At 53.1% G+C, this 17,231-nt stretch carries 15 protein-coding genes; 4 read left to right on the forward strand and 11 right to left on the reverse strand.

Going from position 1 to position 17,231, the window contains the following annotated elements; genetic code table 11:
• Nucleotides 1-25: 25 nt before the first annotated feature.
• From folP to rlmE, 3 genes are all read right to left on the reverse strand, one after another.
• Nucleotides 26-865 (reverse strand): dihydropteroate synthase, encoded by an 840-nt coding sequence (gene folP, locus LG202_RS07480; protein ID WP_230347764.1) that lies wholly within the window; start codon nt 863-865, stop codon nt 26-28.
• A gap of 86 nt (nt 866-951) precedes the next feature.
• Nucleotides 952-2,844 carry an ATP-dependent zinc metalloprotease FtsH gene (gene ftsH / locus LG202_RS07485; RefSeq protein ID WP_230347765.1) on the reverse strand — a complete coding sequence of 631 codons (1,893 nt, stop codon included), beginning with the start codon at nt 2,842-2,844 and terminating at the stop codon, nt 952-954.
• A 72-nt stretch (nt 2,845-2,916) separates the two neighbouring features.
• Nucleotides 2,917-3,540, reverse strand: coding sequence for a 23S rRNA (uridine(2552)-2'-O)-methyltransferase RlmE (rlmE, locus tag LG202_RS07490; protein WP_230347766.1), 624 nt, complete (start codon nt 3,538-3,540; stop codon nt 2,917-2,919).
• Nucleotides 3,541-3,582: 42 nt separating this feature from the next.
• Here rlmE and yhbY point away from each other — a divergent pair, with 42 nt between their 5' ends.
• Nucleotides 3,583-3,870, forward strand: a complete 288-nt coding sequence (gene yhbY / locus LG202_RS07495; RefSeq protein ID WP_268867579.1) for a ribosome assembly RNA-binding protein YhbY — start codon at nt 3,583-3,585, stop codon at nt 3,868-3,870.
• A gap of 57 nt (nt 3,871-3,927) precedes the next feature.
• On the opposite strand, the gene LG202_RS07500 is transcribed toward yhbY, so the two are convergent.
• The 8 genes from LG202_RS07500 to LG202_RS07535 form a co-directional block, all read right to left on the reverse strand.
• Nucleotides 3,928-4,383, reverse strand: a complete 456-nt coding sequence (locus LG202_RS07500) for a DUF4149 domain-containing protein (RefSeq protein ID WP_230347767.1) — start codon at nt 4,381-4,383, stop codon at nt 3,928-3,930.
• A 12-nt stretch (nt 4,384-4,395) separates the two neighbouring features.
• Entirely contained in the window at nt 4,396-4,872 is a 477-nt protein-coding gene (gene greA / locus LG202_RS07505) for a transcription elongation factor GreA (protein WP_230347768.1), read from the reverse strand.
• Nucleotides 4,873-5,009: 137 nt separating this feature from the next.
• A complete protein-coding gene (carB, locus tag LG202_RS07510) occupies nt 5,010-8,216 on the reverse strand; it encodes a carbamoyl-phosphate synthase large subunit (RefSeq protein WP_230347769.1) in 3,207 nt (1,068 codons plus the stop codon).
• 5 nt (nt 8,217-8,221) lie between these two features.
• Nucleotides 8,222-9,352 (reverse strand): glutamine-hydrolyzing carbamoyl-phosphate synthase small subunit, encoded by a 1,131-nt coding sequence (carA, locus tag LG202_RS07515; RefSeq protein WP_230347770.1) that lies wholly within the window; start codon nt 9,350-9,352, stop codon nt 8,222-8,224.
• A gap of 212 nt (nt 9,353-9,564) precedes the next feature.
• Nucleotides 9,565-10,368 (reverse strand): 4-hydroxy-tetrahydrodipicolinate reductase, encoded by an 804-nt coding sequence (dapB, locus tag LG202_RS07520; RefSeq protein ID WP_230347771.1) that lies wholly within the window; start codon nt 10,366-10,368, stop codon nt 9,565-9,567.
• 48 nt (nt 10,369-10,416) lie between these two features.
• Nucleotides 10,417-11,103: an outer membrane protein assembly factor BamE gene (locus LG202_RS07525; RefSeq protein ID WP_230347772.1), complete on the reverse strand. Its 687-nt coding sequence runs from the start codon at nt 11,101-11,103 to the stop codon at nt 10,417-10,419.
• 180 nt (nt 11,104-11,283) lie between these two features.
• On the reverse strand, nt 11,284-12,942 hold the full coding sequence (gene recN / locus LG202_RS07530) for a DNA repair protein RecN (protein ID WP_230347773.1): 1,659 nt from the start codon (nt 12,940-12,942) through the stop codon (nt 11,284-11,286).
• A 55-nt stretch (nt 12,943-12,997) separates the two neighbouring features.
• Nucleotides 12,998-13,861 (reverse strand): NAD kinase, encoded by an 864-nt coding sequence (locus tag LG202_RS07535; RefSeq protein ID WP_230347774.1) that lies wholly within the window; start codon nt 13,859-13,861, stop codon nt 12,998-13,000.
• Nucleotides 13,862-14,034: 173 nt separating this feature from the next.
• Here LG202_RS07535 and hrcA point away from each other — a divergent pair, with 173 nt between their 5' ends.
• The 3 genes from hrcA to rfaD all read left to right on the forward strand — a co-directional run bounded on the left by hrcA (nt 14,035) and on the right by rfaD (nt 17,226).
• Nucleotides 14,035-15,057, forward strand: a complete 1,023-nt coding sequence (gene hrcA, locus LG202_RS07540) for a heat-inducible transcriptional repressor HrcA (protein WP_230347775.1) — start codon at nt 14,035-14,037, stop codon at nt 15,055-15,057.
• A gap of 79 nt (nt 15,058-15,136) precedes the next feature.
• Nucleotides 15,137-16,171 (forward strand): ferrochelatase, encoded by a 1,035-nt coding sequence (gene hemH, locus LG202_RS07545; RefSeq protein ID WP_230347776.1) that lies wholly within the window; start codon nt 15,137-15,139, stop codon nt 16,169-16,171.
• Nucleotides 16,172-16,245: 74 nt separating this feature from the next.
• Complete coding sequence (rfaD, locus tag LG202_RS07550) at nt 16,246-17,226, forward strand: ADP-glyceromanno-heptose 6-epimerase (RefSeq protein WP_230347777.1); 981 nt, start codon at nt 16,246-16,248, stop codon at nt 17,224-17,226.
• Nucleotides 17,227-17,231: the final 5 nt, after the last annotated feature.

Genomic DNA, 17,231 nt, shown 5'->3' on the forward strand with positions numbered 1-17,231 from the left:
ACTCGTCTTTTTATTAGTGTTGTGTTCAAGCGTTGATGACCGCATCAACCACCTTGAGCGCATCCACTGTTGCTTTCACATCGTGTACACGGACGATACGCCCGCCCTTCATTACCGAAATCACAGACGCTGCCAGGCTGGCATGTAGCCGCTGGTCAACATCGCTGCCGACGATCTGTCCTAGCACGGACTTGCGCGATAGGCCAACCAGCAAGGGTCGTCCCAGCGCCAAGATGTCAGGCAAGCCGTTGAGCAAGGCCAGGTTATGTACGGTACGCTTGCCGAAACCGAAGCCCGGATCGAGTACCACACGTTCGGCAGCAATGCCTTGGGCTAAACATGCCTCTAAACGCTCCTGCAGGAAGCCTTTCACCTCCTGCACCACATTTTCATACTGCGGGTTTTGTTGCATGGTCTGCGGCGTGCCCTGCATATGCATGATACAGATGCCAGCATCGCCCTCGGCAGCGGCTTGCACAGCTTCTGGCTCTTGCAGCCCGCGAATGTCATTGATGATGGCCGCACCGGCTTGCACGGCTGCACGCATCACTTGTGGTTTATAGGTGTCGATGGAAAGTGGCACATCTACCTCTAGTGACAAACGTTCTATCACAGGGATGACGCGATCCAGCTCCTCTTCCAGCCCGACTGGCGTAGCATTCGGGCGCGTGGACTCGCCACCGATATCAAGGATATGTGCACCATCGGCAACTAATTGCAGGGCGTGAGCGACGGCCTTCTCGGTCGAAGCATAACGACCACCATCGGAAAAAGAATCCGGTGTCACATTGACGATACCCATGACATGGGGATGCGCAAGGTCAAGCTGATACTTGCCACAATTGAATTGGTTGGAATTATGCATGTTCATTAGTCAATAGAAACAAGAAAGGCCACAAGCCCCGAATCAATTGCTTTCGAGAGGCTTGTGGCCCTGGCACTACATCAAGTTCAGGTCTTGGCCGCTGGTTGTGGAGCAGGCTCCGTTGTCGTACCACCACCATTATCGTTGTCAGCGGCAGGCTTGTTACTCACTGGCGCTGGCTTAGGTGGACGTGGCGGCTTGCCAGCCATGATGTCCTGGATTTGCTCAGCATCAATCGTTTCCCATTCGAGCAAAGCCGCGGTCATGACTTCCACCTTGTCGCGGTTTTCTTCCAGCAATTTGCGAGCTACTGAGTATTGCTCATCAAGGATACGACGGATTTCGGCATCCACCTTCTGCTGGGTTGCCTCGGACACGGTCTTGGCGGACATGCTGCCAAACATGGAGTCTTGCTCATTACCAGCATAGACCATGGTGCCCAATACATCGGACATACCATACTTGGTGACCATGTCCCGCGCAATCTTGGTGGCACGCTCGAAGTCGTTTGAAGCACCGGTCGACATCTGGTTCATGAATATCTCTTCCGCAATGCGACCACCGAACAGGATGGAGATTTCCTCCAGCATCTTGTCCTTGTAATTGCTGATGCGGTCATGCTCCGGCAATTGCCAAGTCAGGCCCAATGCCCAACCACGCGGCATGATCGTGACTTTATGCACCGGGTCTGCATGCGGCAACAACGCTGCAACAACGGCATGACCGGATTCATGATAAGCAGTGTTACGGCGCTCTTCCTCACGCATGATCATGGACTTGCGCTCAGGACCCATGAAAATCTTGTCCTTGGCATCCTCGAAATCCTGCATATCCACAGTGCGCTTGTTACGACGCGCCGCAAACAAGGCAGCTTCATTGACCAGGTTAGCCAGGTCAGCACCGGAAAAACCGGGGGTACCACGCGCCAGAATCTCGGGCTTCACATCACTGTCGATAGGAACTTTGCGCATGTGCACCTTGAGAATTTGCTCACGGCCACGGATATCAGGCAAGCCCACCATGACCTGGCGATCAAAACGGCCAGGACGCAACAAGGCCTTGTCCAACACATCGGCACGGTTGGTCGCAGCAATCACGATTACGCCGGAATTGGCCTCAAAACCATCCATCTCTACCAACATCTGGTTGAGGGTTTGCTCGCGTTCATCATTACCGCCACCGGTACCGGCACCACGATGACGGCCGACGGCATCAATTTCGTCAATAAAGATAATGCAAGGCGAATTTTTCTTGGCCTGCTCGAACATGTCGCGTACGCGAGCAGCACCCACGCCAACGAACATTTCAACGAAGTCAGAACCAGAAATCGTAAAGAATGGCACTTTGGCTTCACCTGCAATCGCCTTGGCAAGCAGCGTTTTACCAGTCCCAGGAGGACCTACCATCAGTACGCCACGCGGGATACGTCCACCTAGCTTCTGGAATTTGGTCGGGTCACGCAGGAATTCGACCAGTTCGGATACTTCCTCCTTGGCTTCGTCACAACCTGCAACATCCGCAAAAGTCGTGTGATTGGAGTTTTCATCCAACTGGCGCGCCTTGCTCTTGCCGAACGAGAACGCACCACCCTTGCCACCACCTTGCATCTGGCGCATGAAGAAAATCCAGACGCCGATCAGGAGCAACATGGGGAACCAGGAAACAAAAATACTCATGAGGATGGAAGGCTCTTCATCAGGCTTGGCTTCCACCGTCACATTATTCTTGAGCAAGTCAGATACCAACCATGGATCAGAAGGCGCATAAGTATTGAACTTGCGCCCTTCGTTGGTTACGCCGCGAAGCACCCGACCATCAATGGTGACCTTGGCAATCCGGCCCTCTTTCACCTCATTGATGAACTGGGAATAGACCACCTGGCTTTCAGAAGCGCTCTTGGGGCCAAACTGGTTGAAAACAGTCATGAGCACCAAAGCTACAATCAGCCAGATAGCAACGTTCTTTACGATGTTATTCAAAGTCCCGATCCTTATTCATATGGACATTTACTGCTTTATTCTAACCCTAATTGCGCCGTTCTGCGCCACAATTCAGGCAGGCTTGCGCTTGAGGCCCAGAAGGTAAACTTCACTGCTGCGATCACGCGATGCCTTGGGTTTGCGCGTTACCACCTTGTCAAAACTTTCACGCATGGCGAGCACAATCTCATCAAAACCTGAACCGACAAAAACTTTGACCAGGAAATTACCCCCTGGTTTCAACCAATCACGACTGAATTCCAGTGCCAACTCAGTCAGATAAGCGGCTCTCGCCTGATCGACATCACTGATGCCACTGATATTGGGGGCCATATCGGCAATTACAAGGTCTACTTGCTTGCCATTCAAGCTTTTTTCCAATAAGCGCAGGATTTCCTCTTCGCGAAAATCCCCTTGAATAAACTCCACGCCCGGCACAGGCGGCATTTCCAGGATATCAAGCGCAATCACGCGCCCTTGCCCACCAAGTCGCTGCACAGCTACTTGCGACCAACTACCCGGCGCTGAGCCTAAGTCAACAACCGTCATGCCCGGCTTGATCAATTGATCTTTTTCATCAATCTCAAGTAGCTTATAGGCAGCTCGGGCACGGTAGCCATCTCGTTGCGCACGCTTGACGAATTCGTCATTCACGTGCTCTTGCAACCAAGCTTTACTGGTAGGTCGGCGTTTCATCTGCTAAACTGCGAGCCTTTTCGAATCAACAAGATAAATCAATTGAATTCCAAACAAATCAGTTTTCTGCGTGGCTTGGGCCACGACCTGCATCCTGTGGTGATGATTGGTAATAACGGCCTGTCGGAACAGGTCTTGAAAGAGATTGAAGTCAGCCTTAAATCACACGAGCTGATCAAGATCAAGGTGTTTGGCGATGATCGGGCGGCCAGGATTGCCATGCTGGAAGAAATCTGCGCCAAGACTGGCGCCATTGCTGTACACCACATCGGCAAACAGCTGATTATCTATCGTCAGGCTGAGCAAGCCAAGATCGTCATTCCCAAATAAACATCTCGTACTACTCTAGGCAAAAGCCGCCCTTCAGCATATGAAAGGCGGCTTTTCTTATTGCCTAGCCTTGAATATCAGTACAAGGCCAAGCAAGCTCTCAATCAGGTAGCCAACACTAGATACTCCATGCCAGGTCTTGAAGCGATCAGCAAATACGCTATGCATGACATCCGCAGGCAAAGCCTGAGCCTTGAGTGAAGCCATGATGGGCTGAATGCCAAAATGACCAGCGAATGTCAGCAGTAACATTACAACGACCGTCCAGAAAAAACCTTGCCTCAAGGCGACAATACCAAAGCGCATGACACGATGCAGCAACAGGTAAAAAGCGCTGACCATGCCAATGTAAGCAACCAGTTCAAACAAGCGACCAGCTAGATTACCTGCCAACTGTTTATCAGAAGCAAGCTGGCTGAACAAACTAGGTGCTACGACATAGCCAACCGCCCATAAGGTGCCCACCCACAGGGTAATCACGATGAGCGCCAACCTGTCTGACCAAGCATTCATACCTGATCCCAACTAGATATATTGCACATTCAAGACTTCGTAGGAGCGCAAGCCACCAGGCGCAACCACCTCGGCAACATCACCCTCGACTTTACCGATTAGCGCACGCGCAATTGGCGAACCGATCGAAATCTTGCCAGCCTTGATGTCCGCCTCGTCATCACCAACGATCTGGTAGGTAGATACTTCGCCACTATCCAGTTCTTCGACCTCTACCGTAGCGCCAAATACACAGCGGCCTTCAGCATTGAGGGTAGTGGGATCAATCACCATGGCATTAGAGAGCTTGGCTTCGATCTCGGCAATCCGGCCTTCGATAAAGCTCTGGCGCTCCTTGGCAGCATCATATTCTGCATTTTCGGAAAGATCGCCCAAGGCGCGAGCCTCTGCGATAGCTTGAATCACATCGGGCCGATCCACGCTACGCAAGCGTTGCAATTCAGCCTTGAGGAGTTCGGCACCTTTGACGGTAATTGGGAATTGATTCATTTGTTATTCCTTGCAATCCACAACTTGCTATAAAAACCAGGCAGGCCTGCCGGACTGGGCCACAGGCAAGCTGCCATCAATAAAAATAAAAACCACACCTGTTTTGACAGGCGTGGTCTGATTTAGGAACTATCTTATTACTTCGTGAGCTGCTTGTGCAAGCTTTGCAAGGACTGTACTTCCAGCTCCTGCATGTGCGCCATACCGATGCAAGCAGCCTTGGCGCCAGCCAGTGTCGTGTAATACGTCACCTTCTGTTGCAAGGCGCTACGACGAATCTCGTAAGAATCAGCCACAGCACGCTTATCTTCAGTCACATTGACGATAAAGCTGATCTCACCATTCTTGATCATGTCGACAATATGCGGACGACCTTCAGCCACCTTATTCACGGGAGTCACGCTCAGGCCAGCATCAGTCAACGCGCCAGCCGTGCCACGCGTCGCCACAAGCTGAAAGCCAAGACCAGCCAGGGCTTGAGCAATCTCGACCACACGTTCGCGATCTTCACGACGGACACTGATGAAAGCCTTGCCACCCTTAGGCAGCTTGGTGCCAGAACCCAATTGCGACTTAACAAAGGCTTCTGCAAAGGTCTTGCCTACACCCATCACTTCACCGGTAGATTTCATTTCCGGGCCAAGGATAGTATCCACACCAGGGAACTTGATGAAGGGGAAAACCGCTTCCTTGACGGAATAGTAAGGTGGTACAACCTCACGAGTGACGCCTTGCTCGCTGAGCTTACGTCCTGTCATGCAACGCGCTGCGATCTTGGCTAGTTGCAAACCACAAGCCTTGGAAACGAAAGGCACAGTACGAGAGGCACGTGGGTTTACTTCCAAGACATAGACGGTTTCGCCCTGAATCGCAAACTGCACATTCATCAGCCCTACCACGCCCAGCGCCTTTGCCATCTTGACGGTTTGCTCGCGCAACTCGTCCTGCATCGCAGCAGACAAGCTGTAAGGCGGCAACGAACATGCCGAGTCACCTGAGTGCACACCTGCTTGCTCAACGTGCTCCATGATGCCGCCAATAATAACTTCTTCGCCATCAGAAAGCGCATCCACATCGACCTCTAGCGCATCGTTCAGGAAACGATCCAGCAACACGGGAGACTCATTGGAAACCTTGACCGCTTCGCGCATGTAACGCTCTAGTTGCGCCTGCTCATGCACGATTTCCATCGCACGCCCACCCAGCACGTAAGAAGGACGCACAACTAATGGATAACCAATTTCCTGCGCCAGTCGAAGCGCTTCTTCTGGTGTGCGTGCAGTGCGGTTAGGCGGTTGCTTGAGGTCAAGCTCCTGCAACATATGCTGGAAGCGCTCACGATCTTCTGCACGGTCAATTGCATCCGGGCTGGTACCGATGATAGGTACGCCAGCCTTTTCCAGGTCGCGTGCCAGCTTGAGTGGGGTTTGGCCGCCGTACTGTACGATCACGCCTTCCGGCTTTTCCAACGACACGATTTCCAGCACGTCTTCCAGCGTCAATGGCTCAAAGTAGAGGCGATCGGAAGTATCGTAGTCTGTGGAAACCGTTTCAGGATTACAGTTGACCATGATGGTTTCATAACCATCTTCGCGCATTGCAAAGGCTGCATGCACACAGCAATAATCAAACTCAATACCCTGGCCAATACGGTTAGGGCCACCGCCCAGCACCATGATCTTTTTCTTGTTGCTTGGCTGTGCCTCGCACTCTTCCTCATAGGTCGAGTACATATAGGCAGTATCAGTGGCAAACTCAGCCGCGCAAGTATCCACGCGCTTGTAAACTGGGCGCACATTCAGCGCTTGACGATAGGCACGCACGGCATGCTGATCTGTACCCAGTAGTTTGGCAAGACGCTTATCAGAGAAGCCGCGACGCTTGAGCTGGAACAAGGCATCGCGATCCAGGTCGGCAAGATGACGGCCTTTCAGAGCTTGCTCACGCTTGATGATGTCTTCAATCTGCACCAGGAACCAGCGGTCGATCTTGGACAGGTCAAACACTTGGTTAATCGTCAAACCAGCACGGAAAGCATCGCCCACATACCAGATACGTTCTGGGCCTGGCTCACCCAACTGCTTCTGGATTTCATCCAAGTCATCTGTCTTTTCATCCAGACCATTAACGCCTACTTCCAGGCCACGCAAGGCTTTCTGGAAGGATTCCTGGAAAGTGCGGCCAATCGCCATCACCTCGCCCACGGACTTCATCTGTGTGGTCAGGCGTGAATCAGCCTGCGGGAATTTTTCAAATGCAAAACGCGGAATCTTGGTGACAACATAATCGATGGAAGGCTCGAAGGAAGCAGGTGTCGCACCGCCAGTGATTTCGTTGCGCAATTCATCCAGGGTAAAGCCAACCGCAAGCTTCGCTGCCACCTTGGCGATCGGGAAGCCAGTCGCCTTGGAGGCCAGGGCGGATGAACGTGATACACGCGGGTTCATCTCAATGACGATCATGCGGCCATCATCAGGATTAATCGCGAACTGCACATTGGAACCACCAGTATCCACGCCAATCTCGCGCAATACCGCGAGAGAGGCGTTACGCATGATCTGGTATTCCTTGTCGGTCAACGTTTGTGCTGGTGCCACGGTAATCGAGTCACCAGTGTGCACGCCCATTGGATCAAGGTTTTCAATTGAGCAGATGATGATGCAGTTGTCCTTGCTATCGCGGACCACTTCCATCTCGTACTCTTTCCAGCCGAGCAGGGACTCCTCGATCAGCAGCTCACTGGTTGGAGAAGCCTCAAGACCACGCTCACAGATGGTCATGAACTCTTCACGGTTGTAAGCAATACCGCCGCCGCTGCCCCCCATGGTGAACGAAGGGCGGATAATTGCGGGATAGCCGATGGAGGCCTGTACTTGCAGTGCTTCCTCCATGCTATGTGCCACTGCAGAGCGTGCTGAACCCAGGCCGATCTTGGTCATCGCCTGCTTGAATTTTTCGCGGTCTTCAGCCTTGTCAATCGCCTCTTTGGAAGCGCCGATCAGCTCAACATTGTATTTTTCCAGCACACCATGCTTGGCCAGATCCAGCGCACAATTCAGCGCAGTCTGCCCGCCCATGGTCGGCAACAAGGCATCAGGGCGCTCAATGGCAATGATCTTCTCGACCATTTGCCACGTCACTGGCTCAATATAGGTCGCATCAGCCATGTCCGGATCGGTCATGATGGTCGCTGGGTTGGAGTTAACCAGGATAACGCGGTAACCCTCTTCGCGCAGCGCCTTACATGCCTGGGCACCAGAGTAATCGAATTCACAAGCTTGGCCGATCACGATCGGGCCAGCGCCTATGATAAGTATGGATTTAATATCGGTACGTTTTGCCATGGTATTTATTGCTTTTGCTGTTCCATCAGGTTGATGAAGCGATCAAACAGGTAGCTCATCTCGTTAGGGCCGGGGCTGGCTTCGGGATGCCCCTGGAAGCTGAACGCCGGCTTATCGGTACGTGCAATACCCTGCAAGCTGCCGTCAAACAAGGACACATGGGTAGACTTGAGGTTAGCAGGCAAGCTGTCTGGATCCACCGCAAAACCATGGTTCTGGCTGGTGATGAACACACGTTTGTCATCCAGGTCCTGCACCGGGTGGTTCGCACCATGATGCCCAAACTTCATCTTCATGGTCTTGGCACCACTCGCCAATGCGAGCAATTGATGGCCAAGACAAATGCCGAAGACAGGTACACCCTGATCGACAATGCTGCTGATCGCCTTGATAGCGTAATCGCAAGGCTCAGGATCACCAGGGCCATTTGAGAGAAAAACGCCATCAGGATTCAGCGCCAGCGCTTCTTCAGCTGTAGCTTGGGCCGGCAAGATAGTCACCTTGCACCCACGCTCCACCAGCATGCGCAGAATGTTGTGCTTCACGCCATAATCAAAAGCCACCACGTTGAACTTGGCATCACCAGGCGTTACATAGCCGGCACCTAGCTTCCACTCGCCCAACTCAAACGTGCCAACATCCTTGCGGCTCACGACCTTGGCCAAGTCCATACCGGCCAAACCTGGGAAACTGCGCGCCAACTCCAACGCACGCGCATCATCCACTTCGCCAGCGATGATACAGCCTGCCTGTGCGCCTTTTTCACGCAAAATACGGGTAAGCTTGCGAGTATCGATATCGGCAATCGCGACCACGTTATTTTCCGCGAGATATTCGGAAAGGGATTTTTCGCTACGCCAACTGCTATCGAGCAATGGCAGGTCACGAATAATGAGCCCACTAGCATAGACATGCTCGGACTCTACATCTTCGACATTCACACCGACATTCCCAATATGTGGGTAAGTCAGCGTCACGATTTGCTTGGTATAAGATGGATCGGTGAGAATCTCCTGATAACCGGTTATCGAGGTGTTGAAAACCACCTCACCAACAGTCTCACCCAAGGCACCGATTGAAATGCCCCTGAACACTGTCCCGTCTGCGAGCACAAGTACGGCTGGGGTTTGCGGCAATTCTAACTCCTTGTCACTATTTGATATTCTGCGCAAATTGAAGCGCGGAAAGCGGATGTGCAAAGCGGGACAAGCTCCCGCTTATCCCGCTTCAAATTTTGCAGAATTATAGCCTAAAGCGCCCTCCGCTTCAACGCACGCTTTAAACAATTTTCACATCCTTGCCATTCCGCACAGCAAGGACTGATCACGAAGAAGTTATTTCTTTGAAATTATTTTTTCAACCCAAGCACATCCTGCATGTCATACAAGCCGGCTTGGTGTGCGGCCAAAAACTTGGCCGCGCGCAGTGCGCCCAGCGCAAAAGTGGCGCGACTGGAAGCCTTGTGCGTCAATTCGACACGCTCACCGATACCAGCAAACAATACGGTATGGTCGCCCACCACATCACCACCGCGCACGGTCGCAAAACCAATAGTATTAGGGTCACGCTCCCCGGTCACGCCTTGGCGACCATAGATCGCCGTTTCATCCAGATCACGCCCCAAAGCCTCGGCCGCAGCTTCCCCCAGGCGCAATGCTGTGCCAGAAGGAGCATCCACCTTGAAGCGATGGTGCGCTTCGATAATTTCCACATCGTAGCCCTGGTCCAATACCTTGGCCGCAGCTTGCACCAAGTTAATCAGCAATGTAACGCCCACGCTCATGTTAGGCGCAAACACAATTGCCACATCCTTGGCCGCACGCTCAATCTGCTGCTTTTGCTCTGCACTAAAGCCCGTCGTGCCAATCACCAGCTTCACACCTGCTTGGCGACAAGCCTCCAAGTATTCGAGGCTGGGTTCAGGCCTTGTGAAATCTACCAGTGCATCAGCTCCCTGAACCGCTGCCGCAACATCAGCCGTGATCTTGACACCAGTCTCACGACCAAACTGCTCACCAGCATCGCGTCCGATTTGCAGACTATCCGCACGATCCAGCGCACCATGCAGCACTAGCTCCGCATCCGCAAAAACCCCTTCAAGCAGGGCATGACCCATGCGACCAGAACAACCAGCTATAACAATCTTTTGCATTTTCAAACCATTACTCATTCATCGATTAATCTGCCTTGCAGATAGAGATTAGAACCCGATTTTTTCCAACATACGCTCAAAGTAGCCAGGCTCATCTTCAGGCGGCAAGTCATCTTCATCATCTTCGTCTGCATCAGGCACAGACTGAGTCTTGGCCGCTGCACCCGCAGCAGGTTTCGTCACAGGCTTAGTAGATGAAGGCTGGACCGCAGGCTGTGCTTGGCGCGCTACTGGCTGGGCCGGCGCAGATGTCGCAGCAGGCGCTACGCCGGGAACCGCTAACTCTGGTGCAACCTTGCGCGGCGCAGCAGGATCTTCCTGCACCACCGGGGTGGATTGCTTCATATCATAGTACTCAGCACCAGCTGGCTTGGCCTCATCGCTCTTCCAGAACTTCAGGCGATCCAGCACGCCCTTCTTTTCTGGCACCTTGGGTTCTACCACGATAGGTGCAGCAGGCGTTGCCGCAGTTACCGCCGTATCTTCTGGCGAGGCAGGCACAACATCACCGCGCACGCGCTTCAGGGCATCACCCTCAAACTCCATGATCACGCGACGCTGTTCTATGACCTTGCCGCCCTTGCGCATCTGGTAGAAATAATCCCAGCGATCACGGTGGAAGCTATCCTGGATCAATGGCGAGCCCATAATAAAACGCACCTGAGACTTGGTCATACCAGGCCGCAATTGCAACATCATCTTGGATGTGACGACATTGCCTTGCTGGATGTCCATTTTGTAAGGCTTGAAGGAAGGCAGTGCAGAGCTGCAGGCCACGCATAACAGCGCAGCTAAAAGAATGATATGACGCATCACACGACGACTTTGGCAAGAAATGCCGTAATATACCACGACATTAAAGTCGGCTTTCAGGCAGTTTCCCGCCTTTCTGGATTTTTACATCACCAGACAAACTTACGCACCAGCCGCCAACATCTCGCTCGCATGTTGTAATGTCGTCTCAGTGATCTCCACCCCGCCCAGCATCCGCGCCACTTCGTCAATGCGCTGCGTATGCGTCAAAGCTTCAATGCGGCTCAAGGTCTGCCCATCATGCAGATGCTTGCTCACCCGCAAATGCTGCATGCCCTGCGCAGCCACTTGCGGCAAATGAGTGATAACCAATACCTGGCGCTGGTTACCCAACGTCTTGAGCAATTGCCCCACCACCTCGGCCACGCCACCACCGATACCCACATCCACCTCATCAAAGATCATGGTAGGCATATCACCCTGCTGAGCCGTTACAACCCGAATCGCCAGACTGATACGCGACAATTCACCACCTGACGCCACCTTGGATAAAGGGCGCGGCGCCACGCCGGCATGACCAGCCACCAGGAACTCAACCTGCTCACGCCCCGTCGCGGCTGGATCCTGCGCATTCAGCGATACGGAAAATTTTCCACCACTCAATGATAAGCGCTGCATTTCAGCGGTGATTTTTTCACCGAGACTAAGCGCGGCCTTTTCACGTCCGTCACTCAAGCGCTGTGCCAACACATCATAAGCGGCGCGTGCACGCGCTTCTTCTTGCCTTAATTGCTCGTTATCATGCGCGGACTCAAGCTCTGCCATGCGCAACTGCCACGACTCCAGCAGCCCCGCCAACTCTTCTGGCCTGACCCTGTATTTACGGGCTGCCGCATGCAAAGCATGAACACGGGCCTCTACTTCGTTCAAGCGCTCAGGGTCAAGGTCTGCTCGTTGCAAGTAGCGATTGAGGAAACGATCCGTTTCCTCCAGCTGTATCACCGCCCCGTCCAATATATCTAGCGCTTCCTGTAGCCCGCTGTCATATGCCACCAACTCTTGCAGCTTATGCTGCACGCTACTCAACTGCCTCATGGCAGCCACTTCGCCCTCACTCAACAACTCCCGGCATGCTTCGCCGCCTGCCAATATACTGGCGCCATGAGATAAGCGCACATGCTCTTGCTGCAACGGCTCCCACTCCTCGGCGGAAGGGGCCAACGCGGCTAGTTCGCGCACTTGGTCACGCAACTCTGCCAATTCCACCGCATGTGCTTCGGCATTTTTTTCGGCATCCACCCGCTTGTGATACAAGCCCTGCCAAATTTGGTACGCGTCAGCCAACTCCGCTGCCACCTCTTGCAGGCCACCATAGGTATCCAATACCTGCCGCTGCGAGCTCGCCTTGAGCAAAGCATGGTGCGCGTGCTGACTGTAGATATCGACGAGGAACTCGCCAATCTCTCGTAGTTGTTGAATAGTCGCCGACGAACCGTTGACAAACGCACGCGAGCGACCATCCGCATAGATCACTCGCCGCAGCAACAACTGCGCATCATCCACATCAATTTCATTTTCCCGCAGCCAAGCTTGCAAAGCTGGCAGGGCCGCAATATCAAACACCGCATTAATCTCAGCCTTTTCCGCCCCCGCCCGCGTAATCCCGCCCTCGCCGCGCGCGCCTAGCACCAAGGACAAGGCATCAATCAGAATAGATTTCCCCGCACCGGTTTCACCGGTCAGCACGGTAAAACCCGAGGAAAACTCGAGCTCAAGTGTGTCGACAATGACAAAATCGCGAATAGAGAGTGTTTGCAGCATCAGGGTCTGTTCTCGTTATATTAGCAATGCAAGCTCAAGGGCTGATGGGTGCTCCTTAGCCCCAGTGCAGCTTTTCCCGCAGGACGTCAAAATGGTTATGCTCCGGCGGATGCAATAATGTAATCGTGTTCTTGGCACGCTTCACCCGCACCCGATCACCGGGCTGCAATGCCATTTTCATTTGGCCATCAAGGTGCACACTGGCATCCTCGGCATGCACAACCTGAATCAGCACCTCACTGGTGCTACTGATAGCAATGGGCCGATTACTTAATGTATGCGGACAGATCGGCACCAAGGCAATAGCATCCAGCGTAGGGTAGAGAATGGGGCCGCCCGCTGACAAAGAGTACGCTGTAGTGCCCGTGGGAGTTGCCACGATCAGACCATCCGAACGCTGCTTCTGCACGAAATGTCCATCAATATGGATTTCCAGCTCAATCAGGCGCGCCAAGCCATTCTTGTTAACGACCACATCATTCAAGGCGTAGCCCTGCCCGACGGTAGTGCCATCACGCTCGATGCAGGCCTCCAGAAGAATACGCTGTTCGGTGTCGAACACGCCATCGAGGATAGCCGCTACGCTTTCCAGCATATGGTCGGAATTGATATCGGTGAGGAAACCGAAACGCCCGCGGTTGACCCCAACCAGCGGAATTTTGTAATCAACCAAGGCACGCGCCACAGTTAACATGGTGCCGTCCCCACCCAGCACGATCGCAAGATCAGCATAAGCGCCAATCGCGTTCATCTGTAGCGTGGTATAGCCTTTGATATTGGAGTGTTGCGCAGTCTTTTCCTCGATGAATACGCCAACTTGGCGTTCACCAAGAAAACGCGCCAAGGCAACGACCTGTTCCCGGGTTTCCGGGTTCATGTATTTGCCAATCAATGCTACTGTCTGGAACGCACTTTTCATGGCTGGCATTAAATCATAGAAGATAAGTGTGTAAAACCCTTGCCGCATGTCAAATCCATCATCGACATCAATAATAGATTGCGCAAGAGTGGCCTGTGTCGGATAATTTTTTCATGCTTAAAGCGCGTCATTACTCATTGAATTAGTCACTGCACAACTCCATCTATACCAACATGCTAGATAAACGCGCCCAGTTTCTCCTGAAAACCCTGATAGAACATTACATCAGTGACGGCCAACCTGTTGGCTCGCGCACCTTATCGCTGGCATCCGGACTGGACCTTAGTCCGGCCTCTATCCGCAACATCATGTCGGATCTGGAAGAGCATGGCTTTATTGCCAGCCCGCACACCTCTGCGGGGCGCATTCCCACCCAGCGTGGCTATCGCCTATTCGTGGATACCCTGCTAACGGTACAACCATTGCAGAATCAGGAAATCCGCAAGCTTGAGCATGTGTTGTCATCACCCGATCCGCAGGAACTGATCAACTCCGCAGCAGAGCTATTATCTAGCCTGACAGATTTCGCAGGCCTGGTGATGATCCCCAAGCGCCAAGGCATCGCATTCCGCCACCTGGAGTTCTTACCCCTATCGGAAAAACGCATCCTGCTCATCATCGTTACAACAGATGGTGCGGTGCAGAACCGCATTATCCTGGCCGACAAGCCTTACAGTGCAGCAGACCTGACCCAGGCAAGCAATTTCTTCAACCAGAACTATGCCGGCAACACCCTGGATGAAGTCAAACAAAAGTTGCATGAAGAGCTCAAACAGATGCAATCCGACATGACCCGCCTGATGGCGGCTGCTTTAGAAGCTAGCAGCAAGACCGCGGAAAACAACAAAGATGGCGTGGTGATTGCCGGAGAGCGCAACTTGCTGAATGTGCAAGACTTATCCACCAACGTCAGCTCCTTGCGCAAGCTATTCGATATGTTCGAGCGCCGTACCTCGCTGATGCAGCTTCTGGATCATAGCCAGAAGGCCAATGGCGTACAGATATTCATCGGTGGTGAATCAGGTTACCTACCACTGGATGAATGCAGCATGGTCACTGCACCTTATGAAACCAATGGGCAAACCATAGGCACCCTGGGCGTCATTGGCCCTACCCGCATGGCCTACGAGCGTGTCATCCCGATTGTGGACATCACGGCGAAACTACTTTCCAACGCATTGTCCAATAACCATTGAGCATCGGGCAGGCTGCACACATTGATGCAGCCTGCCTCGCCAGCTTATTGCAAGCGGCGACCAACCTTAAGGAACATGCATGTCTTTTTACCTAAAAGAGCCTCAGATTCCCGCGCAGGAACCAGAACGTACCGGCATACTGGTAATGAACCTGGGCACCCCCGACGCACCAACAGCCAAAGCTTTGCGGCCTTATTTGCGCCAGTTTCTCAGCGACCGACGCGTCATCGAAATTCCGCGCTTGATCTGGTGGTTTATCCTCAACGGCGTCATCCTGACCTTGCGCCCGCGCCAATCGGCGCATAAATATGCCAGCATCTGGGATAAAGAAGGCTCTCCCCTGATGGTTAACAGCCAGAAACAAGCAAGATTATTGGCTGGCTACCTGCACGAAGCGATTGCTTCGCCCTATGCAGTTGAGCTGGGCATGCGTTACGGCCAGCCTTCCTTACAATCGGCAATCGAAAAACTGAAAGCTCAGAACTGCAACCGCATCTTGCTGTTCCCGCTTTATCCGCAATATGCCGCCAGCAGCAGCGCCTCCGCGCTTGATGAAGCCATGCGGGTATTGATCCGCACGCGTAACATGCCGGAAATCCGCACCATACGCGACTATCACACACACCCTGCCTATATCCATGCGGTGGCAGAAAGTATCCGGCTTTATTGGCAGCAGCACGGCAGGCCGGAAAAACTCGTCATGAGTTTTCATGGCGTGCCACGCCGCACTTATGACTTGGGCGACCCTTATTATGATCAATGCCAAGTCAGCGGAAAATTGATCGCCCAGGCGCTGGAGCTCTCGGAAGATCAATACCTGATTGCCTTCCAATCGCGCTTTGGTGCGGCCGAGTGGCTACAGCCTTATTTCGCCCCCTCTATTGAGGCGCTGGGCAAACAAAAACTGGGCCGCGTCGATGTCGTCTGCCCAGGCTTTTCCAGCGATTGCCTGGAAACTCTGGAAGAAATCGCCATGGAAGGCAAAACCCTGTTCCTCGAAGCTGGCGGTGGCGAATATCACTACATACCAGCACTCAACGACAGGGATACCTGGATCAAGGCCATGCGCGAAATCACGCTGGACAACCTGACAGGCTGGGTAACGCTACGTTAATCTTCGTTAAAGCCCGGCCAAGAATGAATTGGCTTTTGTTATACTCTCGGATTAGCTAGAAACGGATTTAAACCATGATAGTCATTACTGGCGGCGCAGGCATGATAGGTAGCATGATGGCCTGGCATCTCAATACCGTGCTGCAACGCGACGATATTGTGATCGTGGATCGCCTCGCGCACCCTGAACAATGGCAAAACCTTTGCCACCGCCGTTATGCCAACTATCTGGACAAGGACGAGCTGTTCAACTGGCTCCCCAAGATCGGCAAAGTAGACGCCATCATCCATATGGGTGCGATCAGCGCCACCACCGAGCGCGATTTCAACAAACTGGTACAGGAGAACATCCGTTACAGCCAATTGCTGTGGAGCTGGTGTGCCGAAAACGAAGTTCCCTTCCTCTATGCCAGTTCTGCGGCCACTTATGGTGGTGGCGAATTTGGCTACGATGACGAAGAGTCCGCTATCGACCAGTTACGCCCGCTGAACGGTTACGGCTACTCCAAGCAGTTTTTCGACCAGTGGGCACTACGCCAATGCAGCGACGGCTTTGCAACACCGCCGCAATGGTGTGGCTTCAAATTCTTCAACGTCTACGGCCCCAACGAATATCACAAGGAGCGTATGGCCAGCGTTGCTTTCCATACCTTCAACCAGTTCCGCGAGCAAGGTCACGTCAAGCTGTTCAAGAGCCACAAGCCTGGCTTCGAGGATGGCATGCAGTTGCGCGATTTCGTCTACGTCAAAGACGCCGTGGCGGTGATGGCACACTTTCTGGAACAACCCCAACATTCTGGCCTGTTCAACCTCGGTACTGGTGAAGCGCGAGCTTTCAAGGATCTGGCGACGGCAGTCATGACCAGCATGGGCCGCGAACCCAATATTGAGTACATCGATATGCCGCAAGACCTGATGGGCAAGTATCAATATTTCACCGAAGCCAATATCAGCAAGCTGCGCAACGCAGGCTATACCACGCCATTCCACACCCTTGAGCAAGGTGTTCAGGATTATGTCCAGCACTACCTGCTGCAAGCAGACCCTTATTGCTGAGGCTA

Source organism: Methylobacillus methanolivorans (assembly GCF_054588515.1).